The sequence below is a fragment of the Arthrobacter sp. BG3 genome (assembly GCF_056680185.1).
In genome coordinates this window covers 4,301,547-4,325,963 of the sequence record NZ_CM155270.1, presented here as the reverse complement: position 1 = coordinate 4,325,963, position 24,417 = coordinate 4,301,547, and the positions used below count along the sequence as shown (strand labels likewise).

General features: G+C 67.7%; 21 protein-coding genes. 12 read left to right on the top strand and 9 right to left on the bottom strand.

Annotated features, from left to right (window positions below; genetic code table 11):
- From AC1MFL_RS19525 to AC1MFL_RS19515, 3 genes are read right to left on the bottom strand one after another with little or no spacing between them, the layout of a single operon-like run.
- Entirely contained in the window at positions 1-2,394 is a 2,394-nt protein-coding gene (locus tag AC1MFL_RS19525; RefSeq protein WP_479812156.1) for an aerobic carbon-monoxide dehydrogenase large subunit, read from the bottom strand.
- Positions 2,391-2,960, bottom strand: a complete 570-nt coding sequence (locus AC1MFL_RS19520) for a (2Fe-2S)-binding protein (protein WP_479812154.1) — start codon at positions 2,958-2,960, stop codon at positions 2,391-2,393. The genes AC1MFL_RS19525 and AC1MFL_RS19520 overlap by 4 nt, the downstream gene beginning before the upstream one ends.
- Positions 2,961-2,965: 5 nt before the next feature.
- On the bottom strand, positions 2,966-3,844 hold the full coding sequence (locus AC1MFL_RS19515; RefSeq protein ID WP_479812152.1) for an FAD binding domain-containing protein: 879 nt from the start codon (positions 3,842-3,844) through the stop codon (positions 2,966-2,968).
- Positions 3,845-3,961: 117 nt separating this feature from the next.
- Between AC1MFL_RS19515 and AC1MFL_RS19510 the strand changes: the two genes are divergently transcribed.
- A complete protein-coding gene (locus AC1MFL_RS19510; protein ID WP_479815586.1) occupies positions 3,962-4,951 on the top strand; it encodes a LysR family transcriptional regulator in 990 nt (329 codons plus the stop codon).
- A gap of 125 nt (positions 4,952-5,076) precedes the next feature.
- Entirely contained in the window at positions 5,077-5,394 is a 318-nt protein-coding gene (locus AC1MFL_RS19505) for a DUF6457 domain-containing protein (protein WP_479812150.1), read from the top strand.
- Positions 5,395-5,607: 213 nt separating this feature from the next.
- On the opposite strand, the gene AC1MFL_RS19500 is transcribed toward AC1MFL_RS19505, so the two are convergent.
- A complete protein-coding gene (locus AC1MFL_RS19500) occupies positions 5,608-7,959 on the bottom strand; it encodes an FdhF/YdeP family oxidoreductase (RefSeq protein ID WP_479812148.1) in 2,352 nt (783 codons plus the stop codon).
- A 213-nt stretch (positions 7,960-8,172) separates the two neighbouring features.
- On the opposite strand from AC1MFL_RS19500, the gene AC1MFL_RS19495 reads away from it, so the two are divergent.
- Positions 8,173-8,997 carry a dienelactone hydrolase family protein gene (locus AC1MFL_RS19495; protein ID WP_479812146.1) on the top strand — a complete coding sequence of 275 codons (825 nt, stop codon included), beginning with the start codon at positions 8,173-8,175 and terminating at the stop codon, positions 8,995-8,997.
- Complete coding sequence (locus AC1MFL_RS19490; RefSeq protein ID WP_479812145.1) at positions 8,997-9,509, top strand: TspO/MBR family protein; 513 nt, start codon at positions 8,997-8,999, stop codon at positions 9,507-9,509. Before AC1MFL_RS19495 ends, AC1MFL_RS19490 begins: the two co-directional genes overlap by 1 nt.
- 9 nt (positions 9,510-9,518) lie before the next feature.
- On the opposite strand, the gene AC1MFL_RS19485 is transcribed toward AC1MFL_RS19490, so the two are convergent.
- A complete protein-coding gene (locus AC1MFL_RS19485) occupies positions 9,519-11,291 on the bottom strand; it encodes a long-chain-fatty-acid--CoA ligase (protein WP_479812143.1) in 1,773 nt (590 codons plus the stop codon).
- A 220-nt stretch (positions 11,292-11,511) separates the two neighbouring features.
- Here AC1MFL_RS19485 and AC1MFL_RS19480 point away from each other — a divergent pair, with 220 nt between their 5' ends.
- From AC1MFL_RS19480 to AC1MFL_RS19465, 4 genes are all read left to right on the top strand, one after another.
- Positions 11,512-12,894, top strand: a complete 1,383-nt coding sequence (locus AC1MFL_RS19480; protein WP_479812141.1) for an MBL fold metallo-hydrolase RNA specificity domain-containing protein — start codon at positions 11,512-11,514, stop codon at positions 12,892-12,894.
- A complete protein-coding gene (locus AC1MFL_RS19475) occupies positions 12,891-14,204 on the top strand; it encodes an erythromycin esterase family protein (protein WP_479812139.1) in 1,314 nt (437 codons plus the stop codon). The genes AC1MFL_RS19480 and AC1MFL_RS19475 overlap by 4 nt, the downstream gene beginning before the upstream one ends.
- A gap of 329 nt (positions 14,205-14,533) precedes the next feature.
- Positions 14,534-15,403 (top strand): universal stress protein, encoded by an 870-nt coding sequence (locus tag AC1MFL_RS19470; protein WP_301228310.1) that lies wholly within the window; start codon positions 14,534-14,536, stop codon positions 15,401-15,403.
- Between the two features lie 104 nt (positions 15,404-15,507).
- On the top strand, positions 15,508-16,191 hold the full coding sequence (locus tag AC1MFL_RS19465; protein ID WP_479812137.1) for a hypothetical protein: 684 nt from the start codon (positions 15,508-15,510) through the stop codon (positions 16,189-16,191).
- A gap of 86 nt (positions 16,192-16,277) precedes the next feature.
- Here AC1MFL_RS19465 and AC1MFL_RS19460 read toward each other — a convergent pair whose 3' ends face one another.
- The 4 genes from AC1MFL_RS19460 to AC1MFL_RS19445 form a co-directional block, all read right to left on the bottom strand.
- Positions 16,278-17,036, bottom strand: a complete 759-nt coding sequence (locus AC1MFL_RS19460) for a maleylpyruvate isomerase family mycothiol-dependent enzyme (protein ID WP_479812135.1) — start codon at positions 17,034-17,036, stop codon at positions 16,278-16,280.
- Positions 17,036-17,869 carry a fumarylacetoacetate hydrolase family protein gene (locus AC1MFL_RS19455; RefSeq protein ID WP_479812133.1) on the bottom strand — a complete coding sequence of 278 codons (834 nt, stop codon included), beginning with the start codon at positions 17,867-17,869 and terminating at the stop codon, positions 17,036-17,038. Before AC1MFL_RS19455 ends, AC1MFL_RS19460 begins: the two co-directional genes overlap by 1 nt.
- Positions 17,866-18,999, bottom strand: a complete 1,134-nt coding sequence (locus AC1MFL_RS19450; protein WP_479812131.1) for a cupin domain-containing protein — start codon at positions 18,997-18,999, stop codon at positions 17,866-17,868. Before AC1MFL_RS19450 ends, AC1MFL_RS19455 begins: the two co-directional genes overlap by 4 nt.
- A 117-nt stretch (positions 19,000-19,116) precedes the next feature.
- Positions 19,117-19,899, bottom strand: coding sequence for an IclR family transcriptional regulator (locus AC1MFL_RS19445; protein WP_479815585.1), 783 nt, complete (start codon positions 19,897-19,899; stop codon positions 19,117-19,119).
- Between the two features lie 111 nt (positions 19,900-20,010).
- On the opposite strand from AC1MFL_RS19445, the gene AC1MFL_RS19440 reads away from it, so the two are divergent.
- From AC1MFL_RS19440 to AC1MFL_RS19425, 4 genes are all read left to right on the top strand, one after another.
- Entirely contained in the window at positions 20,011-21,375 is a 1,365-nt protein-coding gene (locus AC1MFL_RS19440) for an MFS transporter (protein ID WP_479812129.1), read from the top strand.
- Positions 21,368-22,618: an FAD-dependent oxidoreductase gene (locus AC1MFL_RS19435; RefSeq protein WP_479812127.1), complete on the top strand. Its 1,251-nt coding sequence runs from the start codon at positions 21,368-21,370 to the stop codon at positions 22,616-22,618. The genes AC1MFL_RS19440 and AC1MFL_RS19435 overlap by 8 nt, the downstream gene beginning before the upstream one ends.
- A 221-nt stretch (positions 22,619-22,839) precedes the next feature.
- On the top strand, positions 22,840-24,165 hold the full coding sequence (locus tag AC1MFL_RS19430; RefSeq protein ID WP_479812125.1) for an inorganic phosphate transporter: 1,326 nt from the start codon (positions 22,840-22,842) through the stop codon (positions 24,163-24,165).
- The gene (locus AC1MFL_RS19425; protein ID WP_479812123.1) at positions 24,162-24,383 is read left to right on the top strand and encodes a hypothetical protein; all 222 of its coding nucleotides are present in this window, start codon (positions 24,162-24,164) and stop codon (positions 24,381-24,383) included. Before AC1MFL_RS19430 ends, AC1MFL_RS19425 begins: the two co-directional genes overlap by 4 nt.
- Positions 24,384-24,417: the final 34 nt, after the last annotated feature.

Here is a 24,417-nt window from a genome sequence, read left to right as displayed (position 1 = left end):
TTAGATCGGCGGCCTTGCCCGGCCCTGCATGGCGGCCCAGACCCGGGCCGGGGTGCAGGGCATGTCCATGTGGACCACCCCGTAGGGGGCCAGCGCGTCGACGACCGCGTTCACGATCGCCGGCGGCGAGCCGACGGTGGCGGACTCGCCGATGCCTTTCGCGCCGATCGGGTGGTGCGGGGACGGGGTGACGGTGAAGCCGGTTTCCCAGTCCGGCACCTCCATCGCGGTGGGGATCAGGTAGTCCATGAAGGACCCGCCCAGGCAGTTTCCGTCGGCGTCGAATTCGATGATCTCCATCAGGGCCATCCCGACGCCGTCGGTCAGTCCGCCGTGCACCTGGCCCTCGATGATCATCGGGTTGATCCGGGTGCCGCAGTCGTCCACCGCAATGAAGCGGCGCACCTTGACGTGCCCGGTGCCCGGGTCGATGTCGACCACGCAGATGTAGGCGCCGAAGGGGAAAGTCAGGTTCGGCGGATCGTACGTGACCTCGGCGTCGAGGTTGCCGTCGACCCCTTCGGGCAGCGTCATGGTGCCATGGGCAGCCATGGCGATTTCGGAGATGGTCTTCCCGGCACTGGGATCGCCCTTGACGAACCAGCGGCCCTTCTCCCACTCAAGGTCTTCCGGGCGGGTCTCCAGCATGGCCGCGGCGATCAGCTTCGCCTTCTCGCGGACCTTGCGGGCCACGAGGGCGACGGCGCCGCCGCTGACCGGCGTCGAACGGCTCCCGTACGTGCCGAGGCCGAAGGGTGTCTGGTCGGTGTCGCCGTGGACGACGTCGATGTCCTCCGGCGGGATGCCGAGTTCCTCAGCGACGATCTGCGCGAAGGTGGTCTCGTGGCCCTGCCCCTGGCTTTGCACGGAGAGACGGACGACGGCCTTGCCGGTGGGATGGACCCGCAGCTCGGCGCCGTCGGCCATGCCCAGGCCCACAATGTCGAAGTGTTTGCGCGGTCCGGCGCCGACGGTTTCCGTGAAGAAGGAGATGCCGATCCCCATCAGCTCCCCGCGCGCCCGCTTCTCCTGCTGCTCGCGGCGGAGCTCGTCGTAGCCAGCCAGCTGCATGGACAGCCGCATGGCCGGTTCGTAGTTGCCGGAGTCGTAGACCCAGCCGGTCTTGTTGGCGTAGGGGAACTGCTCGGGCTTGATGAAGTTCTTCAGCCGCAGCTCCGCCGGGTCCATCTCCAGCTTGCGGGCCAGGATGTCCACCATCCGCTCGACGAGGTAGACGGCCTCCGTGACGCGGAAGGAACAGGCATAGGCGACGCCGCCGGGCGCCTTGTTCGTGTAGACGCCCGTGACGGAGCAGTAGGCGGCCTTGATGTCGTAGCTCCCGGTGAAGATGGAGAAGAAACCGGCGGGGTACTTGGTGGGCTGGGCGGTGGCGTTGAACGCGCCGTGGTCCGCCAGGACGCTGGTGCGGACCGCGAGGATCTTGCCGTCCCTGGTGGCCGCGATCTCGCCCTGCATGATGTAGTCGCGGGCGAAGGAGGTGGACATCAGGTTCTCCGAGCGGTCCTCCACCCATTTCACCGGCTTGCCGGTGACGATCGACCCGACGACGGCGAGGATGTAGCCGGGGTAGATGCCGACCTTGTTGCCGAAGCCGCCGCCAATGTCCGGGGACACCACACGGATCTTGTGCTCCGGGATCCCGGCGACGATCGCAAACAGGGTGCGGTGCGCGTGCGGGGCCTGGGTCGTTTCGTAGAGGGTCAGTTTCCCGTCGACGGCGTCGAAGTCGGCGACCGCCCCGCAGGTCTCCATCGGCGCGGGGTGCACCCGCGGGTAGACCATCTCCTGGGAGACCACGACGTCGGCGCTCGCGAAGACCGCCTCGGTTTCGGCCTTGTCGCCCATCTCCCAGTCGAAGATGTGGTTGTCCGTCCGGCCCTCGATCTCGTCGCGGATCACCGGGGCATCGGCGTCGAGGGCCTTCCGGGCGTCGATGACCGGGGGCAGGACATCGTATTCGACGTCGATCAGTTCCAGTGCGTCGCGGGCGGCGTAGCGGTCCTCGGCCACGACGAACGCCACCTCCTGGCCCTGGAAGCGCACCTTGTCGGTGACCAGGACTGCCTGGACATCCGCGGAGAGGGTGGGGGCCCAGGCGAGATTGAGGCCGAGCAGGTCCTTCCCGGTGATGACGGCAAGGACCTTCGGGTGGGCCAGGGCGTTGGTGGTGTCGATGGAGACCAGCCGGGCGTGGGCCACCGGGGCGCGCAGGATGGCGCCGTGCAGCATGCCGGGCAGGACGATGTCGTCCAGGTAGTTGCCTTTGCCGCGGACGAAGCGCGGATCCTCCTTCCGCTGGATCCGGCCGTAGCCGATCGGGCGGTTCGCGTCGCCGGCCGCCGGGTTGCCGGGCCGTTCGTGGATGACGGTCATGCCTTCACCTCTGTGTCTGCAGTGTCTGCTGTTTCCGCCGCGATGTCCTCGATGACGGTGTCCGTGCCGTCGATGACCTCGTCCACCGTGGCGTCGGTGTCGCCGCCGGCAGGGTGGGCCGCGGCCCACTGGACCGAGCGGACAATCGTGGCGTAGCCGGTGCACCGGCAGATCTGGCCCGAAATGGCCTGCCGGATCTCGGTGGTGTCCGGGTGCGGGTTCTTATCGAGCAGGGCGCGGGCGGTCAGCATCATCCCGGGGGTGCAGAAACCGCACTGCAGGCCGTGTTCCTCCATAAAGCCCTGCTGGACCGGGTCCAGGGTGGCGCCGCTGGCGAGCCCCTCGACCGTGCGGATGTCGTGTCCGGCAGCCATCGCCGCGAGGACGGTGCAGGACTTTACCGGCTGGCCGTCCATCAGGACCACACAGGTCCCGCAGTTGCTGGTATCGCATCCCCAGTGGGTCCCGGTCAGGCCGAGGACCTCGCGGATGTAGTGGACCAGGAGCACACGGGGCTCAATGTCGGACGTGACATCGTTGCCGTTGACGGTCATGTTGATCTGCATCCGCTTCAGCCTTCCTGGGTCCGGGCGGCGCGGGCACAGGCTTGCCGCAGTACCCGCCGGGTGAGTTCGTCGGCGAGATGCCGTTTGTAGTCAATCGGGCCGCGCTGGTCGGCGACCGGGTCGCAGGCGTCCGCGGCGAGCCGTCCGGCCGCCACGAAAAGTTCCTCCCCGGGGTGCTGGCCGCGGAGCAGACCGGCGACCTCCGCGACGGTGTGGTCAAGCCCGAGGGCGGTCAGTCCGACGGCGGCGTCGGCGATGGTGCCGTCCTCGGCCAGCGTCACCGACGCGCCGGCGGCACCGACGGCCCAGTCGCCCACCCGGCGCTCGACCTTCTCGTAGGCGCTGCCGGAACGGGGGCGGATCGGGAAGCGGAGCTCGCACAGCAGTTCGTCCTGCCCCACCGCCGTTTCATACGGCCCGCGGTGGAAGTCGGCCATGGCCAGGATGCGCTCGCCGGCCGGTCCCCGGATCACGGCTTCGGCACCCAGCACATCGCAGACCGTGGACAGGTCCTCGGCCGGGTCGGCCTGGCAAAGCGATCCGCCAATGGTCCCGCGGTTCCGGACGACCGGATCGGCGATCACGGCTTCGGCGTCCCGGACGATGGGAAAGAGCGCAGCGATTTCATCCGCCTCCAGGAGCGTTGTGTGCCGCGTCAGCGCACCGACGCGCAGCTTGTCGCCCTCGCGCAGGATGAAGTCGAGTTCGTAGAGGTCGTTGATGTCGATCAGCCAGTCGGGCCGGGAAAGCCGGAGCTTCATCATCGGCAGCAGGCTGTGGCCGCCGGCGATGACCCGTGACTCCGCGCCGTGGCGCGAGAGGAGTTCCAGGGCGTTGTCCACGGAAGTGGCCCGCACGTAGTCGAAAGGAGCCGGAATCTGCATAGTCCCACCTCACGCCAGGGCGCTGGCAACGTCGCGCAGCACCGATTTCAGGCCAGTCTTGCCCTGCCTGATACGGAGTGTCAATATCGTCATAAGCGAAAGGTTATGACCGTGTCGATGACGTTGAGCCAGCTCCGCACGTTCGCCCTTGTGGCCCGACTGGGCTCGCTCCACGCAGCCGCGGAGACTCTTGGCGTCAGCGAACCCGCGGTTTCCGCCGCCTTGGCGGCGCTCCGGCAGGACCTCGGCGACCCGCTCTTCGTGCGCGCCGGGGGTGGCATTGCGCTGACCCCGGGCGGCCGGGCGCTGGCCGACTACGCGCAGGACATCGTCGGGCTGGCGGACCAGGCCCGCTGGGAAGTGTCCCACGCCAAGAACGACGCCGGCCGGCTGAAGATCGCTGCCACCGCCCCTTTCGCCGAACATGCGGCCGGCCGGCTGCTGGACCTTTTCACCAAACGTGTTCCCGGCGCTTCAGTGGACGTCGTGGTCGAGTCCGCCGAGGATCTCGCCTCGCTCCTGCAGGAACGCGCGTACGACATCACCCTCGGTGCCCGGCCGGCGGTTCCGGTCGCCCCGGCCGGGACTGCCGGGACTCATCCGGGCCTGGACTGCGTTCCGTTCCTGCGCTACCAGCGCGCCCTGGTCGCAGCGCAGGGGCATCCGCAGGCCCGGCTGCCCGGGCCGGTCTCCCTGGCCCGGCTGCTGGACCGGCCGTGGTTTGCCGGACCGGCGGGCATCGAGGAGAGCTCGGAGGAGGGCCGCTGGCTGGCGTCGACGGGGGTGGTGCCGGAGATCATAAAGCTCAGCAGCGAGACGGAAGCGCTGGCGGCGGTCCGGGCGGGGGAGGGCATCATGCTGGCGCTCGGCCACATCGTCCGGGCCGAACTGCAGAGCGGGATCCTCGTCCGGCTGCCCGTCGTCGGGACACCCGTCACCGGCCTGTGGTGGGCGAGCACCCTAAACAACCACCGGACCACCACGATGGCGCGGACGCTGCAGCGCTTCGCCGGCACCGCCGACGCGACCGCAGCGATGGTTGCCCCCGGCGGCTCCCGGGGACTTGAACGCCGGGGATCGAAGTTCCACGTCGCCTTGTGGAGCTGAGGCAGTTCCGGGACCGCGGTTTCCGGTGCGGTGTTTTGGCTGTGTCGCGTTGCGGAACCCTGGTGTCGGTGCTAACCCTTGTGGGGAAGCCTATCGGCTGACGCACCCTACGAAGAGGAGTAACAATGACTTTGCCCCGGGACGAAGACAGCACGCTGCGGCACTGGAGTGCCCGCCTGATCCAGGCACTGCAGATCCTTGATCTGGAGGTGGACCACGAGAAGATCGTCCAGGTCGCGGAGGAATCGCTGAAAGCCGTCGGGCCACATGCGGACGCCATCAGCGCCTTCATCGTCGGATTCGCCGCGGGAACCGCATCCACCGACGGCCGGAAGAGTACGCAGGACGCCGTCCACGCTGCGTCCAATAAGGTCATTGAGCTCTGTGAGCACGGCGAGTCCGGCGGCCCCGACGAAAAGGGCTGGGCCAAGCGGGCCCAGTAGCCTCAGCACCCCGGGGGACATGCCCTCCCTTTGCGCGGACGGACGGACATAGTGCCATTATGTCCACTGGGCGCGGCCAGGGCCGGGCATGTCCCGTGGAGTGGGAACTAACCTCCGGGGGACATGCCCTCCCTTTGCGCGGACGGATGGACATAGTGCCATCATGTCCACTGGGCGCGGCCAGGGCTGGGCATGTCCCGTGGGGGGTGGGGCCTAGCTGGTGCGGGCCAAGCCTGACGCCAGGGTGGCCGAGCTGTCCGGGGTCTGGTCCTTGCTGGGTTCGAGCCTGACGATCACGGCCTTGGATATTGGCGTGTTGCTGCCTTCGGCCGTGTGGTTCAGCGGCACGAGCACATTGGCTTCCGGGTAGTACGCGGCCGCGCAGCCCAGCGCGGTCGGGTAGGAGACCACCCGGAACTTGCGGAGCATGCGCTCCACGCCGTCCTGGTACTCGCCCCTGATATCGACGAACATTCCATCGGCCAGGCCCAGTTCCGCGATGTCGTCCGGGTTCACGAAAACGACATGGCGGCCCTTCTTGATGCCGCGGTAGCGGTCGTTGTGGCCGTAGATGGTGGTATTGAACTGGTCATGCGAGCGCATGCTCTGCAGGATCAGCGTGCCTTCCGGCTTCTCCACATGCTCCAGCTCATTGACGGTGAGCACGGCTTTGCCCGTCGGCGTCGGGAAGGTGCGGGAATCCCGCGGCCCGTTCTCCAGGATGAAGCCACCTTCGTGCCGGATCCGCTCGTTGTAGTCCTCGCAGCCGCCGACGACGTGCGAGATGTGGTCCCGGATCAGGTCGTAGTTCCGCTCGAAACCGTCCCAGTCGGCCTTGATCCTGTCCCCGACCAACGCTTTGCCGAGCCGGCTGACAATCGCCGGCTCGGAAAGCAGGTGGTGCGAGACCGGTTCGACACTGCCCCAGGAAGGGTGCACGGCGCAGACGGTGTCCTCCACCGAAACGAACTGCGGACCCGACTCCTGGATGTCGATCTCGGTCCTGCCCATCGTGGGCAGGATCAGGGCCTCGGCACCGGTCACGGTGTGCGAGCGGTTGAGTTTCGTGGAAATCTGCACCGAGAGTTCGGTTTTCTCCATGGCCGCTTCGGCGGCGTTGCTGTCCGAAATGGCCCCCACGAAGTTTCCGCCGAGCGCCACAAACGCCTTGATCCCGCCGTCGCGCATCTTGTTGATGGTTTCCACCGCGTCCACGCCGTGATCGCGGGGAGGCTCGAAGCCGAACTCCTCGCCGAGGGAGTCCATGAAGGACTGCGGCATCTGCTCCCAGATGCCCATGGTGCGGTCGCCCTGGACGTTGCTGTGGCCCCGGATCGGGGAAGCGCCGGCGCCGGGCTTGCCCATGTTGCCGCGCAGCAGGAGCAGGTTGATGATCTCCTTGATGGTGGCCACGCCCTTCTTCTGCTGCGTGATGCCCATGGCCCAGGTGATGATGACTTTCTCGGCCCTCAGGTAGCGGGCCGCGAGTTCATCGATTTCCTCGGTGCGCAGGCCGGTCGCTGCCAGGACCGCAGCATCGTCGAGGAGGCTGAGGTGCTCCCGGAGCTCGTCCAGGCCCTCGCAGTGCTCGGCGAGGAACGCGTGGTCCAGCACGGTGCCCGGCTTGCGCGCTTCGGCGTCGAGCACGCGCTTGGAGACCGCCTGCAGCAGCGCCATGTCGCCGCCGATGCGGATATGCAGGAACTGATCCGCAATCTCCGTGCCGTGGCCCACGATGCCCTTGACCTTCTGCGGGTTCTTGTACCGGCGCAGGCCGGCCTCCGGCAGGGGATTGACGGCGACGATTTCCCCGCCGTTTTCCTTGCACGCTTCGAGCTCGGTCAGCATCCGCGGGTGGTTGGTGCCCGGGTTCTGGCCCATGATGATGATCAGGTCGGCCTTGGCAAAATCATCAAAACTGACGGTCGCCTTGCCGATGCCGATGGTCTGGCCCATGGCCCAGCCCGAGGATTCGTGGCACATGTTGGAGCAGTCCGGCAGGTTGTTGGTGCCGTAGCCGCGGACCATCAGCTGGTAAAGGAAGGCAGCCTCGTTGGAGGTCCGGCCGCTGGTGTAGAAGGCCGCCTCGTCCGGTGAGTCCAGGCCCTTGAGCTTCTCCGCGATGATCCGGATCGCTTCGGGCCAGGTCACCGGCTTGTAGTGGTCCGCGCCGGCCGGCTTGTGGACCGGTTCGGTAAGCCGGCCCTGCAGGCCCAGCCAGTACTCGGAGCGGCTCCGCAGCTCGCTGACGGAATGCTCCGCCCAGAACTCCGGGGCGATGACCACCGGGGTTGCCTCCCACGTGACGGCTTTTGCGCCGTTTTCGCAGAACTCAAAGGCCTTGCGGTGGTGCGGGTCCGGCCACGCGCAGCTGGGGCAGTCGAAGCCGTCCTTCTGGTTCATCGCCAGGACGGTCTTGCGCGTACGGTTCAGGCCCATCTGTTCGATCGCGGGCTTCATGGAGTGCAGCACTCCCGGGATGCCGGCGGCCCAGTCCTTTGGACCGGCTCCGACCTCGAGGTCCTTCTCGTCGTATTCCTCGACTAGGGGCTTCTTACTGGTCACGTGTGCTTCCCTTCTGCAACCACCGCCTGTTCAGGCCGGCGCTTCACTAACTACTACGCACCCTACCCTCAGGCCTATTACAGGCCTACCAGCCGGCCCGGAGTGCCGCAAGGGAAATGCTGTCGACGGCGGCGCCACAGTTCCGTAGCATGTGCGGTACGCGGGCGGCCTGGGTGGGCCGGGGAACAACGCCCCGGAACCGAAGGGATGCCCATGGCGGAGCACCAGGGCACGTTGGATGGCTTCACCGGGTCGACCTTCAGCCACGACGGCATCAGCCACCAGGTTTTCCGGGGCGGCGCCGGCCCGGCCGTGATCCTCATCCACGAAGTCCCCGGCATCCACCCGGGGGTGCTGGACCTCGCCCGCCGCTTCATCGATCGGGGCTACACCGTCTACCTTCCGTCCATGTTCGGGCGGCCCGGCGGGAAAGCGGGTGAGGGAATCGTGAAGTCCATCGCCAAAGTCTGCATTTCCCGCGAATTCGCTGTCCTGGCGAACCGGAGCAGCCCGGCGACGGGCTGGCTGCGGGCCCTCGCCGCCAAGGCGCACCAGGAGTGCGGCGGACCCGGGGTGGGGGCCATCGGGATGTGCATGACCGGCAGCTTCGCCCTCGCCATGGCCCTGGACCCCGCCGTCATCGCCCCGGTCATGAGCCAGCCCGCGCTGCCGGCGGGTCTGACCGCCCGCCGTCGTGCCGCCGTCGGGCTGGACGATGGCGAGCTGGCACAGGTCAAGGCGCGGACCAGCCAGGGACTCCGGCTGCTCGGCCTGCGGTTCAGCAATGACCGGGCCTGTCCGGCGGAGCGCTTCGCCACCATGCGGCGCGAATTCGGTACGGGTTTTGAAAGCATTGAGGTCGACTCGTCGCCAGGAAACCCCTTCGGAATAGCAGAGTCCGCGCACTGCGTCCTGACCGTCGACCTCGTCGACACCCCCGGGCACCCGACGAGGGCGGCCCTGGACCGGACCATCGAGTTTATCGGCGAACGCCTGCGCCCCGGTGCGGCGGCAACCACACGAACAGAGGAGCAGTAATGAAAGCGATGACAGCGGTCTGGACGGCGGCGGCAACCGCCGCAACAGCAGCGGCCGGCGGAGCTGCGACGGATCCGGACGGCGCCTGGTACCGGCGGCTGCGCAAGCCGGACTGGCAGCCGCCCGCCATCGCCTTCCCCGTGGTCTGGACGGCGCTCTACGCCGACCTCGCCGTGACAACCGCCGTCGCGTTGAGCAGCCACGAGGCGGCGGAGACCCCGGGCAACGAAACCAGGGAGCAGCAGATTCGTGCGTACCGGGGCGCCCTGGCCGCCAACCTCGTTCTCAATGCGGCGTGGAGCTGGCTTTTCTGGCGTGCCCGCCGCCCGTGGCTGGCCGCGGCGGAATGCGCCGTGCTGGCGGCGAGCAGCGCCGACCTGGTACGGCGCACCCACCAGTTGAACCGCGCAGCGGGAGTAGCCCTGGCCCCGTACGCCCTGTGGTGCGGATTAGCCACGGTCTTGTCCACGGCAATCGCCAGGCTCAATCCCGGCGCCCGCCGCGGGCAGTAGCCCGCCGGCTCAGCGTCCCGCCACGAGCGTGTCGCGGATCTCGCGGCGGAGGACCTTGCCGATGAGGGACCGGGGCAGCGAATCGAGCACCACCACGCGGCGCGGCACTTTGTAGGCGGTCAGCTGGTCCCGGGCAAAGGCCAGGAGCGCCTCCGGATCGATGGTGGTGCCCGGGATCGGCACGACGGCGGCGACCACGTCTTCGCCCCCTCCCGGGCGGGGAAGCCCGACCACGGAGACGTCCGCGATCCCCGGGAACGTGGCGATGACGTCCTCCACCTCGCTGGGCGAGACGTTGAAGCCGCCCGTAATGATCAGTTCCTTGATCCGGTCCCGGATCGTGACGAAGTAGTCGTCGTCCACCGAGACGATATCCCCGGTGCGGAACCAGCCGCCCTCGAGCAGGGCCTCCTCGGTCTCCTCCGGCCGGTTCCAGTAGCCGGAAAACACCTGGGGGCCGCGGATCAGGAGTTCCCCCTCCTCGCCGGGGGCGCGGTCCAGCGCGACATTCCTGGGGTCCACCACCCGGATGTAGGTCAGCGGGAACGGGACACCGACTGTTCCCGGCTTGCGGCTGGGGCCGAAGGGGTTTCCGATCGCGATGGGTGAGGTTTCGGTCAGCCCGTAGCCCTCAATCAGGTAGCCGCCGGTCGCCTTCTCCCAGGTTTCCACCGTCGCCGTCGGCAGGTTCATGGCGCCGGAGATGGAGAAGCGGATGCTTTTCAGGCTGATGCCGCGTTCTGCCGCCGCGGCGGCGATCCGGTCGTAGATCGGCGGCACGGCCGGCAGGAAGGTGGCCGGAGACTTCTTGAGCGCCTTCAGCACCAGGTCGACGTCGAACTTGGGGAAGAGGACCAGCTTCGCGCCGATGCTCAACGCGAACGTCATGCACAGCGTCAGGCCGTAGGCGTGGAACATCGGCAGCACCGCGTACACGGTTTCCCGGCCGTCCTTGAGCCCCGGCACCCAGGCGCGGCCCTGCGCGGCGTTCGCCTGCAGATTGGCGTGGCTGAGCATGGCGGCCTTGGGCAATCCCGTGGTGCCGGAGGTGTACTGGAGGACGGCGAGGTCCTGGGCGGAGGGGCGCGGATGCTTCTTCCTCAGCTCTCCGGCGTCGAGGAGCTCACGCCACGGCAGCACGGGGCGAAGGGCCGGCGCCGGCTGGCCCTTCGGCTGCCTGTTGCCCACCGTCAGGGCAGCGCGTGCCTTGCGGGCCGCGGGAACCGGAAGCCGCAGCGCCAGCCGCTGCAGCAGCGGCATCGCGGGAATCAGCTCCACGGAGACAATGCTGCGCAGCCCGACGTCGGCCGGCAGTTGGCGCACCCGCTCCACCGCCTTGTCCCAGACGATGGCGACGCCGGCCCCGTGGTCCTCGAACTGGTGGCGCAGTTCCCGGTCAGTGTAGAGCGGATTGTGCTCGACCACGACGGCGCCTAGGCGCAGCACGGCATGGAAGGAAACGATGTGCTGCGGGCAGTTCGGCATCACCAGGGCAACCCTGTCGCCGGCCTTGACACCGAGTTTGGCAAGGCCGGCGGCGGCCCGGCTGATCAGTGCGCCCAGCTCGCGGTAGCTCGTGCGGGCGCCGAAGAACTCCAGAGCGGGCTTCGATCCGTAGCGGCGCACGGAGCTGTCCATGAGGTCCACGAGCGAGCCCTGGGGGAGGGCCAGGTCCGCAGGAACGCCGGGCCCGTAGGAACGGGTCCACGGCCGGTCACTCCACAGCGGCGCAGGCTGCTGTGCCGTGCCGCTGGGCGCCGTCCGCGTGGATTTCTTCTTCATCATCAGTCCTTGCCGCTGGAATCCGCCGGGTGTTAGCGGGCCAAAGAGCCTGCCCGGAAAATCCTACCGGTGCAGGTCGCCGGACCGGCGCCGGCGCCGGGCGTTGGTGACCTTTGGCCCTACGGGCAGGGCCGCCGCAGGCGGAAGCTGGGGATACGTCGCGGGTCAGCCGTTCCCCTTCGCACCGATGCCGGTAATTCCTCGCGGAAACGGGAGCACCATGAAGCACCAGCAGCCCACCCTCCGTTTCCTCGGAGCCACCGACACCGTCACCGGCTCCCGGTACCTGCTCGAGGCCGGCGGGAAACGGGTGCTGGTGGACTGCGGGCTCTTCCAGGGGTACAAACGCAGCCGCGAGCGCAACCGGACGCCCTTCCCGGTGCGGCCGGCCTCGATCGACGCCGTGGTGCTGAGCCACGCGCACCTGGACCACACCGGTTACGTTCCCGCCCTGGTCCGGGACGGGTTCACCGGCCCGGTCATCGCCACCGACGGCACCACGGACCTGTGCAAACTGCTTCTGCCCGACAGCGGCTACCTGCAGGAGGAGGAGGCCCGCTACGCGACGCGCCACGGATCATCCAGCCACAGCCCGGCGCTGCCGCTCTACACCGCGGCCGACGCTGTCAAGTCCCTCAACAGTTTCAAGATCCACGATTTCGACGAGCCCCTGGACCTTGGCGGGGGGATCGAAATGACGTTCCTGCCCGCCGGCCACATCCTTGGCGCCGCCCAGGTCCACGTGCGGATCGGCCCACATTCGGTCCACTTCACCGGGGACCTCGGCCGGACGGATGACCCGCTGATGTACCCGCCGCGCCCGCTGGGGGAGACCGAGGTGCTCGTCACGGAATCCACCTACGGGAACCGGAAGCACTCCACAGTGGATCCGGAGAAGCAACTGGGGGACATCATCAACCGGGTCGCCAAGCGCGGCGGCGTCGTATTGTTCGCCGCGTTCGCCGTCGGGCGGGCCGAAACCCTGATGCTGCACCTCTCCCGCCTCCGCAGCAAAAACCTGATCCCGGACATCCCGGTGTACCTCAACAGCCCGATGGCCATTGACGCGTCCGGGATGTACCAGCGGCACCCCGAGGAACACCGGCTCAAAGAACCGGAATACCTGAACATGTATAAGGTCGCGAAGCTGACCCGCTCGGTCGATGAATCCAAGCTGCTGAACCTTCGCGGCGGCCCGATGATCATCATCTCCGCCAGCGGAATGCTCACCGGCGGAAGGATCCTGCACCACTTGGCCGCCTACGGGCCGGATCCGAAGAACGCCGTGATCCTCAGCGGCTACCAGGCCGGCGGCACCCGCGGCGCCACCCTGGCTGCCGGCGAGCGCGAGCTCCGCATCTACGGCGAGGACGTCAAAATCCGGGCTGAGGTGATCCAGATGGAAAGCCTGTCGGCCCATGCTGACGCGGACGGGATCATCTCGTGGATGAGGAATGCGGAACGGGAACCCCGGATGACGTACATCACCCACGGTGAACCGGACGCATCGGATGCCCTGCGCGTCAGGATCAAAAGGGAGCTGGGCTGGCGTGCTCGGGTTCCGGAACACCTTGAACAAATCTCTCTTGAGGAGCCCCGATGACTTCCGGTGTTGCCAAATCCGCTGTTCTGGCTGAAATCCACTCGCTGGCCCGGCCGCTGAAGACCGACCGGGACCTCAACGGACTGGTCCGGCGCGCGGCTGACTGCCGCTTCGTCGCGATCGGAGAAGCCTCCCACGGCACGCACGAGTTCTACACGTGGCGGGACACACTCAGCCGGCGCCTGATCGAGGAGGAAGGCTACAACTGGATCGGCGTGGAGGGCGACTGGCCGGACTGCTGGCGGATCAACCGCTGGGTGCGGGGCGAGGCCGGGCAGGACCAGGGTGTCCACGCGTTGCTCGGCGGCTTTGAACGCTGGCCCACGTGGATGTGGGCGAACGAGGAGGTCGCAGCCTTCCTCGACTGGCTCCGCAGCTGGAATCTCGGCCGCCCGCTGAGCCAGCGTGTCGGCTTCTACGGGCTGGACGTGTACTCGCTGTGGGATTCGCTCCGCGAGATCATCGGCTGGCTGGAGCAGAACGTTCCCGACGCCGTACCCGCCGCCATGCGCGCCTGGCAGTGCTTCCTGCCGCACCACGAGGACCCGCACAAGTACGCCTGGAGCACGCGGCTGGTGCCGCAGTCCTGCGAAGCGGACGTCATCGCCCTCCTCACCGAGGTCAGGAACCGGGTGTCCAGCCCGGGGGACCACGGCGAAGGGGCGTTCGACGCCGTGCAGAACGCCGAGGTGGCCGCCAACGCCGAACACTACTACCGCATCATGGTCCGCGGCGACCGCCAGTCCTGGAACATCCGCGACCACCACATGGCCGACACCATCGACCGGCTCAGCAGGCATCTCGGTCCCGCCTCCAAAGGCCTCATCTGGGAGCACAACACCCACGTGGGGGACGCCCGGGCCACCGACATGGCCCAGGACGGGCTGGTCAACGTCGGCCAACTGCTGCGCGAGCGGCACGCCGCAGACGGCGTGATGCTGGTGGGCTTCGCCTCCCACCGGGGCGAGGTGATCGCCGCGGACGCCTGGGGCAGCCCGGAACGGATCATGCCGGTTCCGCCGGCGCGCCCGGGGAGCCATGAGGACTTCCTGCACGAGGCGCTGGGTGTGCCGTCGGTGCTGGAGTTTGGTGAGGACAGGTCGGGGCCGTGGCTCTCCACCTGGCTCGGCCACCGGGCGATCGGTGTGGTCTACCATCCAGAGCGGGAGCTCGGGAACTACGTCCCGACCCGGATTGGCGAACGCTATGACGCGCTGGTCTGGTTCGAGCACACCGCCGCACTGCGCCCGGTGCACCACGAAGGACCGCCCCGGGAACCGGAGTTCGAGACGGAACCGACCGGCTTCTAGTCTGCTGTCCGCCGGCCGGAGGACGCAGGCACCGTCCCCGCAGCGTCCGGCAGGGACGGCGCGTCCGCTGCCGTGACGCCGGGATCGACGAGGGAGACGGGCCGCCAGTGCGCGCGTCCATTTCCGGTACGCCAACCCCGCAAGGGCGGGCCGCAGCGCGTTCTGCTCCAATGGCTCGACGCTGCGTGCGGGTGCACGGGTGAGGGGCTTAAGGCCCTAACCGGTGGTAGCCCCGGCGCGCACACTGAAGTGTCGGCGGACTTGTGGTGCTGCCGCCCGGATCATGCGATGCAGAACAGACCCCGCCATGGAAAAGAGCAGGATTCAGAATGAATAAACCAATCGTCGTCGGTATCAACGGATCAGCTGGAAGCGAAGCCGCCCTGACATGGGCACTTGGGCGGGCGGCCCGGGACAAGCTTCCGGTGACCGTCATTCACGCTGTGGACGACCGCTGGATGTCCCCGGATTTCCAGTACCACGAGCTCATCAGGCAAGCCGGCATGGAGTTGCTCCAGAAGGTACAGGCCAGCGCCGCAGAGCAGGCCCCCGACGTGAAAGTGGACATCCAGCTTCGCCATGGCAGCGGCGGCTCGGTTCTGCGCGAGGTGTCCAAGGAAGCGTCCATGGTGGTCGTCGGCGAGCATGACAAGCACTGGATGGACGGCGGACCGCTCACGGACCGTGCCCTGCAGATCGTCTCCGCCTCGGAAATACCCGCAGCGGTGATCCCGCTGAAGCGCAGCGCCGCCGACCACGGCGTCGTCGTTGGTGTGGACGGTTCGGAAGAGTCCCTGCAGGCCGTTGACTTCGCCGCCGCGGAAGCAGACCGGGGCGGTGACGAGTTGACCGTGGTCCTCGCCTTCCACCGGCCGGCTCGCTGGGTCGAAAACCAGTTGCCGAAAAGCGGGCTCGCCGAATCGATCCTCGAGGAGGACCGGATTGTCCTGGCTGAATCCGTGGCCGGGCTGGCCGACAAGTACCCGGACCTCGTTGTCCACCAGCAGCTGGAGACCGATACCGAACCCGCCAAGGCACTCGTCGAGGCCGGCAAGAAGGCACGCCTCCTCGTGATCGGCAGCCGCGGCCGTGGTGGTTTCACCCGGATGGTGCTCGGCTCCACGGCCCACGCCGTCCTCGTCAATCTGCCGTGCCCGACCATCGTCACCCGGGTGCACAAGGTCAAGCACGAGGACTGACACCCGGGCGGCTGACCGCTAATGGGAGTGCCCCCTCACGCGAGGGGGCACTCCCTTTGACGGGCCCCTTGAGCCTGCCCGGACGCGGATGGGAGGATGATGCAGTGGATCAGTTCTTCAATTACGCCGGGCACTTCTGGTGGCTCATCTTTCCGCTGAGCGGACTGTTTGGCGGCTGGGCGCGTTCCTGGTCCAGGGCCAGCGAACGCCGGCACCGGCGCCGGGTGGAGCTTTACCAGCTCCGCAACCGCGCCGCGGAGGTGGAGCAGCCCAGTCGGGCCCAGGTCCGGCAGCTGATGGAAAGCCACGACGCCGTCAACCGGCGCTGGCTCGACTACGAACTGGACGTAGGGAAACTGATCGACTTTCCGGTTATGACCGATGTCCGCGAACCGTTGACCGTGGCGTTCCTGCGCGCCAAGCGGGAGGCCGACGGACTGCGCCCCCGGGCCCCCGAGGATATCTCCACGGCAGCCGCGCTGGCGGAATACCGCGAGGCGGTCCGCAGCTTTGAACTGGCGTTCGACGTCGCCGAGCGGGAAGCCCGGCGGATCAGGGACAGCAACTTCACCGGCCCGGAACGGCAGCGCCTCGCAACGGCCCGCAAGCTGCTGCGGATAGCCTCTGATGCCGCCGCCACCCCGGCGGAGCGGCAAACGGCGTATAAACGCGCCCGGCGCGAACTGGATGGGCTGATCGTGCTGCCGGACGCGACGCTGGCCGCGCTGGAGGAGAAGATCGCGAGGATGCTCTACGCCGGGAGGGCACCTGACCTCCGCCAAGGCTGACGATAACCGCGGCGGCGCCCGGACATGAGGAATGCCCCCTCGATTGAGGGGGCTTTCCTGGTCATGGTGGGGTCAGGCGGCGTGGCTCAGATCCATTTCGGGGCGGCCCGAACCGTGCCGTTGGTGGCTGCGGTGCCGGTCCCGGTGGCGGTGACGCCGGTGCTGCCGCGTCCGGCGGCCCATTCGACGACGGCGGCGAGTGGTCCGGAGACCAGGGTGGGGGATTCCGAGGTGGTGTCCCCGAGGGTGAGGTTCCGGTCGGTGGCCTTGATGAGGAGTCCGGTGTCGGTGCCGCGGGTGTGCCAGGCGCCGGTGATGTCCGTCAGGAGCCGTTCGAGCACGGGTTCCGGGATGTCCCGGAAGGCCGCGCCGTTGTCGAGGTCGACGGCGTGGATCCAGACTTCGCGGGTGCGCATCCAGACGGTTTCGGTGGCGGGCACTTCCCGGCCCTGGACGGTGCGGACGGTGTGGTGCCAGGCGTCCTCGGGCAGGTCGCGCCATTCGACATTCAGGTGCACGGCGGAGTGGTCGAACAGGTGCCGCAGCGCGATCGGGGGCAGGGTCGCGCCGAAGTCGATCTCGTGGTCCCGGACCGCGGTGGAGGCATACATGGGGGTTTCCACCCCTGTGGCCGCCCACTCCACGAGCCGGGCGATGGCCCGGGCGTTGTAGCCGATGTGCGCGGTGATGTGGCGGCGGGTCCAGCCGGTCAGCAGTGAATCGCCGTCGAGTTCCGCGTCGGTGAGTTCGTTGAGCTTGCGGGCGAAGAACGCCGTGCCCCGGCGCGCCTGCAGCAGCGCCGCGAGCAGCTCCGGGTCCGTGCTCTGGTCGTGGCGGGCAACCATCAGGCTTCCTTGACCACGCGGTTCTTCAGTTCTCCGAGGCCCTCGATGGTGGTGACCAGGAGCTGGCCTTCCTGCAGGTACCGCTTGGGGTCCTGGGCGTGGCCGACCCCGCCGGGGGTGCCGGTGGCGATCACGTCTCCGGGGTTCAGGGTGATGATGGTGGAGATGTAGGAGACCAGGAACTCGGGGGTGAAGACGACGTCGTTGGTGGGGGTCTGCTGCTGGATCTCGCCGTCGACCGCGGTGGTCATGAGGCCGCCGCTGAACTCGTCTTTGGTGACCAGGGCCGGCCCGAACGGGGTGGACTTCTCCCAGGTCTTGCCCTGCAGCCACTGGACGGTGCGGAACTGGTAGTCGCGCATGGACACGTCGTTCAGGACGGCGTAGCCGGCGATGTGGTCCGCAGCGTCGGCTTCGGCGATCCGGCGGCCTTTTTTGCCGATCACGACGGCGAGTTCGGATTCCCAGTCGACGGTGTCGGATTCCTGCGGCAGGGCCAGGTCATCGTTCGGGCCGATCAGGGATTCCTGGTACTTCGCGAACAGGGTGGGGTACTCGGGGACTTCCCGGCCCATTTCCTTGATGTGGTTGCGGTAGTTGTGGCCCACGCAGATGATCTTCCCCGGTGAGGGGACCACGGCGGCCAGGTCAGCGCCCGCCAGCGGGTGGGTGGCGCCGTTGGCGGCCTTCGCGGTGGCTTCCCAGTCCGCGGTGCGCAGCAGCGCCCCGACGTCGGCGAAGCCGTCGATCTCGGTCAGGGTGGTCCCGTCCTGGCGCACGGCGCGGGTGACTGTTTTTCCGTCAACGGGGAGGCGGAGGGTGAGGAGTCTCATGTGTTGTTGCGTCCTTCGATGTAGGTGCGGTTGAAGTTCAGCCGTTCGAAAATGGGGGCGTCGCTGAAGCGGAACAGGTCAAACTCCGTGTCGGCCTGCAGGGACCACTGGGTCCAGGAGGGGACGACGAACAGGTCGCCCTTCGCCAGGGTCCGGGTTTCGCCGTTCAGGACCACCGTGCCGGAGCCTTCGAAGACCTGCCAGACGCTGGAGCCGACCTCGCGGAGGGCTTGCGTGGAGGCGCCGGGGCGGAGCCGGTGGAATTCGGCCCGGATGGTCGGCATCACGTCCCCGCCGGTGGTGGGGTTGGTGTAGCGGACCGCGGCGTGACCCTGGGAGACGGTGGCCGGGTGGCCCTCGTCCTCGAGGAGGAGCTGTTCGGTGAGGGCGCGGTCGGTGTATTCCCAGCGGTACGCCGCGATCGGGGAGCTTGTGGTGTCATCCAGGCCCGAGAGCGGGCGCAGGCCCGGATGGGCCCAGAGCCGCTCGGAGCGGGAGATGTCCGGGGTGGCCTCGTCGGTGACGCGTTCGGTGCCGAACTCGAAGAACCCGGCGTCGGCATAGTGCACGAACGGAATGTCCAGGCCGTCGATCCAGGCCATCGGCTCATCGGTGTCGTTGTGGTGGCCGTGGAAGTTCCAGCCCGGGGTCAGCAGGAAATCCCCGCGCGACATCCGGACCGGATCCCCGTTCACCACCGTCCAGACGCCCTCGCCCTCGACGACGAAGCGGAACGCGTTCTGGGAGTGGCGGTGCTCCGGCGCGGTCTCCCGGGCGCCGAGGTACTGGATCGCCGCCCACAGCGTCGGGGTGGCATACGGCGTCCCGGCCAGCCCCGGGTTGGCCAGGGCGATGGCGCGGCGTTCCCCGCCCCGGCCCACCGGAACCAGATCCCCGGCACGGGCGGCCAGCGGATAGAGATCACTCCACCGCCACACGTGCGGCACCGCCTTGGGCGTCGGGACCATCGGCATGAGGTCCGCGATCTCGGTCCAGAGCGGGATCAGGTTCTCCCGGTCAAAATCGCGGTACAGCTCTTTGAGCTGGGCAGCCTCTTCGGGCGACGGTTCCGGAGCAGTGTGCCCCGCGGCCACTGACTCATGAGTCGTGTTCTCGGCGCTGATGGACACGTGGGCCTCCTCGGTAGGGCGAACAGTTCTTTGGTGTAGTTCGACTCTACGGATCCGGCCGTGTGACCCCCAGCATATTCTGCAGGTCAGAATTCCTTGTCCCGGCCTGCGCCGGACTCAATCCGGCTCGGCCGGATTCGCCGCGATATCGATCTCGAGCTGCCGGCAGCTTTCCCGCAGGGCGGCGACCAGTCCGGCGTCGAAGACCCTGCGGAAGCGGGTCGCCGGGGTTGCGACGCTGAGCGCCCCGACGACCTGTCCGTGCCGGTTGTGCAGGGCAATCCCCAGGGCACTCACCCCGTCCTCCGTGCCCTCGAAGTTGGCCGCGAAGCCGTTGCTGCGGATGGACTCCAGCTCGCGCAGGAACGCCGGATATTCCTCGGCCGGGATGGTGTCGCCGCCGATCTCGGCGTTGTGGCTGCGGAAGAGCTGCTCGATCATCTGGGGTTCGAGTTCGGCCAGCATCGCCTTGCCCCCCGACGTCTTGTTGGCGGGCATGACCGTGCCCTGCCGGTCGCCCACCCGCAACACGTTGTTTCCTTCCACCGTGGCCAGGAAGCGGACCTTGGTGCCCACCCGCACCATGAGGTTTACCGTTTCGTTGAGCTGCGCGGAGAGCAGCTCCATGTGGGGCTGGGCCAGGGACCGGAGCAGCCTGGTCCAGCTCAGTCCGGCCGGCCCCACGCCCATCGCCGGACCAGGCAGATAGCGGCGGGTTTCGTCCTGCACGGCGAAACCCCGGTAGACCAGCATCGCCAGCAGGCGGTGGGCTGTGGACGGGGCGACGCCCAGTTCGGATGCGGCGTCCTTGAGCCGCAACGCCCCGCCGTCACGCAGCAGCTGGAGAAGCTGCAGCGCGTTGTCGACTGCCTCCACGGAATAGCTTGGCCGCTTCTGCACGGGCTTCCGGGCTGATCTGGAGGTGGGCTTGGGTGGTGGCGGGGAGGTGGGCTCGTTCTGCACATCAGAATTATATTGTGGTTCACGGACCGTGGCCGCGACGGTAGTGGTATGAATCACACACTTTCCGCTGCAACGCCGCAACGGTCCGAGCCGGGAGCGCCGGCCCCCGTTACTGCTGGCGGCCCCGCCGCCCGGTTCTCCAAAGCCTCTGCGGCCGCCGTCCTCGTCTGCTGGCTCCTCGTGGTCTTCGATGGTTACGACCTCATTGTCTACGGCACCGTCCAGTCCTCCCTGATCAACGACACTGGCTGGGGCCTGACCAAGGCCACGGCCGGGACCATCGGCTCCATGGCCTTTGTCGGCATGATGATCGGGGCCATCTTCGCCGGCCGCATGGCCGACTCGTGGGGGCGCCGCCGCACCATCCTGGGCTGCGCCGTCATCTTCTCGCTCTTTACGATCCTCTGCGCCTTCGCCCCCAGCGCCGCCGTCTTCGGCGTGCTGCGGCTCCTCGCCGGCATCGGCCTCGGCGGCCTGGTGCCATCGGCCAACGCCCTTGTCGCTGAACTGGTCCCCGCCAAATGGCGGTCAACCATCGCCACGCTGATGATGTCCGGCGTCCCGATCGGCGGCTCCATCGCCGCGCTCGTGGGGATCCAGCTGATCCCCGCCCATGGCTGGCAGGCGATGTTCCTCGCGGCCGTGCTCGCCCTGGTGATCGTGGTCCCGCTGGGAGTGAAATACCTTCCAGAGACGCTGGCCCCGGTCAGCGCCACAGACAGTGCAACCAACAAAGCCACAGGCAAGGCGGCCCGCATTGCCCGGCCGAGCGCCAGCGTCATCAGGGAGCCCTCCGGTTTCTCCTCCCTGCTCCGCGCACCCTACCTCGGGGTCAGTGTGCTGTTCGCCCTGGCGACGATCGCCACCCTGTTCGCCTGGTATGGACTGGGCACCTGGCTGCCCAACCTCATGCAGCTGGCCGGCTACAACCTGGGCTCCGCCCTGACCTTCGCCCTGGCCCTGAACCTGGGTGCGGTGGCCGGTTCCGTCATCACGGCCTGGGCGGGGACCCGCTTTGGCCCGGTGCCGACCGCCATCGCCGCCGCCGCCGTCGCCGCCGGAGCGCTCGTGGTGCTGGTAACCGGACCGTCGGTCACTGTCGTCTACCTCATGCTGGTCCTCGCCGGCGTCGGAACCCACGGCACGCAGTGCCTCATCATCGCGGCCGTCGCGAGCCACTATCCCGGACACCTGCGGGGGACCGCGCTGGGCTGGGCGCTGGGGACGGGCCGCATCGGCGCCGTCGCCGCACCCCAGGCCGGTGGCCTCCTGCTGGCCGCCGGTCTGGGCGTCGATTCCAATTTCCTCGCCTTCGCCGGTGCAGCCGCCATCGCGGCGGTCCTGCTGGCCGCCGTCGGCATCAAACTCAAGTCGAAACTCTCAATCACACCAACAGGAGCAAGCAATGTCTGAGCACGCCATGTCCACCGATGTCCTCGTCATCGGAGGGGGGATGGCCGGACTGGCCGGAGCCCTCGCGCTGCGTGAAAACGGAGCCAACGTTACCCTCGTGGAGCGGGCCCCTGAATTCGGCGAGGTCGGCGCAGGCCTGCAGATGGCCCCCAATGCCTCCCGCGTCCTCCAGCGCTGGGGCCTGCTGGAAAAGGCACTGGAGATCGGTGTCCAGCCCAAGCACCTCGTCTTCCGCGACGCTGTCACCGGCGAGGAGCTCACCCGTCAGAGCCTCGGCGGGGAATTCGCGGAACGCTACGGCGCACCGTACGTCGTGATCCACCGCAGCGACCTGCACCGGGTCCTTCTGGAAGGGTGTGAGGCGGCAGGCGTCACACTCATCAACGACGTCATGGTCGAGAGCGTTGAAACCGTGAACGGCCGCGGCGTGGCCCACACCGCGGCCGGTGTGGACTACGAGGCCGACGTCGTGATCGGCGCCGACGGACTCAAGTCCACCCTGCGCCCGCTCGTGGCCAACGACGAGCCGGTTCCCTCCGCCTATGTCGCTTACCGCGGCACCGTTCCGATCACCGAAAACACCCCCAAGGCAGACCTCGAGGACGTCATTGTCTACCTCGGCCCGGACTGCCACCTCGTGCAGTACCCGCTGCGGAAGGGCGAGCTGCTGAACACCGTGGCTGTCTTCAAATCCGCGTCCTTCGAACGCGGCGAGGAGCAGTACGGTGGCGTCGACGAGCTCGAGGCAGCCTACAAGGACTGCGTCCCGGCTGTTCAGGATGCGCTCAAGAACCTGGCCACCGGCATCCGCTGGCCAATGTATGACCGGGACCCGATCGAGAACTGGGTCGCCGGGCGGATGGTGCTGATGGGCGACGCCGCGCACCCGATGCTGCAGTACCTGGCCCAGGGCGCCTGCCAGGCCCTCGAGGACGCCGCCGTGCTGCAGGACGCCAGCAACGGGACCGTCTTCACCGCGGACGGCGTCAACCCGGACGCCTGGGACGGAGCGATCCGGGAATTCAACACCGTCCGTGCCGGCCGGACCGCCCGTGTCCAGCGCACCGCCCGCGTCTGGGGCGAATCCTGGCACGTCTCCGGCCTGGCCCGGACCCTGCGCAACCTGCTCTTCAAGAGCCGGAAGGACAACAACTTCCAGTACAACGACTGGCTGTACGGCCAGGCCGGCGACGGCATCCCCTCGACGGAGCGCCGGGCAGCACTGGTGAAGCAACCGGTCTGAGGCGCCACGCGCCTCCGGTAATTTGAACGCCGGGCACCATCGTGGTGCCCGGCGTTTGCCGTCTGTTGCTCTTGTTTTGCCCTGATGCCTTTCCCCCGTACGATTTAACATGTCAGGCTACTTTGCTGAACGCCGCACATTTTTCCCGTGAATTCTGGAACAACGCTGCCGGCAACGGGGAACGAAACTGCTGACCGTCGACTCTTCAGATTGGGCAACAGGTGGAAATCACCATCATGGTGGCGCTAGTAATTTCGCTGGCGCTTTTTTTTGACTTCACCAATGGATTTCATGACACGGCCAATGCGATGGCCACCCCCATCGCCACAGGTGCGATCAAACCCAAAACGGCGGTCGCCCTCGCGGCGGTGCTGAACCTGGTGGGGGCGTTCCTTTCCACGGAAGTGGCCAAAACCGTGTCCAGCGGCATCATCAAGGAAGGATCGGACGGGATCCAGATCACCCCGGAGATCATCTTCGCGGGCCTGATGGGCGCCATCCTCTGGAACATGATCACCTGGCTCAAGGGCCTGCCGTCGAGCTCTTCGCACGCACTCTTCGGCGGCCTGATCGGCGCCGCCATCGCAGGTATCGGCATCCACTCGATCAACTTCGAAAGCCTCATCCAGAAGGTCATCCTCCCCGCCGTCTTCGCGCCGATCATCGCCGGCGGCGTCGCTTACCTGTGCACGAAGCTGGCATACGCGCTGACCTCCCGGCACGATCCGGAATCCGGTAGCAAGCTGACGCAGAAGCGCGGCGGCTTCCGCACCGGCCAGATCTTCACCTCCAGCCTCGTGGCCCTCGCCCACGGCACCAACGACGCACAGAAGACCATGGGCATCATCACCCTCGTGCTGATCTCCGCCGGCCTACAGCAGCCCGGCTCCGGACCGCAGGTCTGGGTCATCACCACCTGCGCGCTTGCCATCGCGATCGGAACCTACTCCGGTGGCTGGAGGATCATCCGCACCATGGGATCCGGGCTCACCGATGTTAAGCCCGCCCAGGGGTTTGCGGCCGAAACGAGCACGGCCTCAGCCATCCTTGCCTCCTCGCACCTGGGGTTTGCACTGTCCACCACCCAGGTGGCCTCGGGCTCCGTGATCGGCTCGGGCATGGGCCGCCGCGGCACCACCGTCCAGTGGGGAACGGCCGGAAGGATTGCGCTCGGCTGGCTCTTCACCCTCCCCGCTGCCGGAGTCGTCGGTGCGCTCACCGCCATGCTGGTGCAGACCGGCGTCGTTGGCGTGGTCATCGCCGCCGTAGCGGGCACGGCTGCCGTGACGTACATGTTCCTCCACTCGAAGAAGTCGAAAGTCGGGCACCACAACGCCGTCGAAGTCGAAGAGGCCGGCCAGGCCGTGCAGTTCCGGAAGAAGAAGAAAGCGGTTGCCGCCAGCCGCGCCAAGAGCGAGCAGGCCGCCAGCGTTGCCAAGGACGAGCCGGTCCTCAGCGACGTCAAAGATGAGCAGGTCCTCAGCGACTTTGAACACGAACCGGTTGTCACCGGCGTCAAGGACGATCAGAAAGACGGACTCTCATGAAGTGGCTGGAACTGGTTCAAGTGGCGGGCGCAACGCTCGTCGCGGCGGTGACCGTCGTGGTCCTGTACTCCCTGGGCGTCCGGCTGACCGCGATTGCCGGTGACGTCAGTGAACGAAAGCCGGTCTGGGTACGGCCGCTCGCCGTCGTGTGCTTCGCCTTGTGCGGCCTCGCTGTGATGTTCGGGCTGTACCTGATCATTCCCTACTTCAGCAAGTAGCCGGCGCCGCTCCGCGCCCCTGCAGGGCCTCCGC

What these genes read in the sequence shown, in the direction of transcription:
- AC1MFL_RS19510 (WP_479815586.1), top strand. Translation starts at nt 3,962, where the DNA reads ATGACGTTGAGCCAGCTCCGCACGTTCGCCCTTGTGGCCCGACTGGGC.
- AC1MFL_RS19515 (WP_479812152.1), bottom strand. Translation starts at nt 3,844, where the DNA reads ATGCAGATTCCGGCTCCTTTCGACTACGTGCGGGCCACTTCCGTGGAC.
- AC1MFL_RS19525 (WP_479812156.1), bottom strand. Translation starts at nt 2,394, where the DNA reads ATGACCGTCATCCACGAACGGCCCGGCAACCCGGCGGCCGGCGACGCG.
- AC1MFL_RS19505 (WP_479812150.1), top strand. Translation starts at nt 5,077, where the DNA reads ATGACTTTGCCCCGGGACGAAGACAGCACGCTGCGGCACTGGAGTGCC.
- AC1MFL_RS19455 (WP_479812133.1), bottom strand. Translation starts at nt 17,869, where the DNA reads ATGAGACTCCTCACCCTCCGCCTCCCCGTTGACGGAAAAACAGTCACC.
- AC1MFL_RS19480 (WP_479812141.1), top strand. Translation starts at nt 11,512, where the DNA reads ATGAAGCACCAGCAGCCCACCCTCCGTTTCCTCGGAGCCACCGACACC.
- AC1MFL_RS19435 (WP_479812127.1), top strand. Translation starts at nt 21,368, where the DNA reads ATGTCTGAGCACGCCATGTCCACCGATGTCCTCGTCATCGGAGGGGGG.
- AC1MFL_RS19495 (WP_479812146.1), top strand. Translation starts at nt 8,173, where the DNA reads ATGGCGGAGCACCAGGGCACGTTGGATGGCTTCACCGGGTCGACCTTC.
- AC1MFL_RS19490 (WP_479812145.1), top strand. Translation starts at nt 8,997, where the DNA reads ATGAAAGCGATGACAGCGGTCTGGACGGCGGCGGCAACCGCCGCAACA.
- AC1MFL_RS19520 (WP_479812154.1), bottom strand. Translation starts at nt 2,960, where the DNA reads ATGCAGATCAACATGACCGTCAACGGCAACGATGTCACGTCCGACATT.
- AC1MFL_RS19475 (WP_479812139.1), top strand. Translation starts at nt 12,891, where the DNA reads ATGACTTCCGGTGTTGCCAAATCCGCTGTTCTGGCTGAAATCCACTCG.
- AC1MFL_RS19485 (WP_479812143.1), bottom strand. Translation starts at nt 11,291, where the DNA reads ATGAAGAAGAAATCCACGCGGACGGCGCCCAGCGGCACGGCACAGCAG.
- AC1MFL_RS19460 (WP_479812135.1), bottom strand. Translation starts at nt 17,036, where the DNA reads ATGGTTGCCCGCCACGACCAGAGCACGGACCCGGAGCTGCTCGCGGCG.
- AC1MFL_RS19470 (WP_301228310.1), top strand. Translation starts at nt 14,534, where the DNA reads ATGAATAAACCAATCGTCGTCGGTATCAACGGATCAGCTGGAAGCGAA.
- AC1MFL_RS19440 (WP_479812129.1), top strand. Translation starts at nt 20,011, where the DNA reads ATGAATCACACACTTTCCGCTGCAACGCCGCAACGGTCCGAGCCGGGA.
- AC1MFL_RS19425 (WP_479812123.1), top strand. Translation starts at nt 24,162, where the DNA reads ATGAAGTGGCTGGAACTGGTTCAAGTGGCGGGCGCAACGCTCGTCGCG.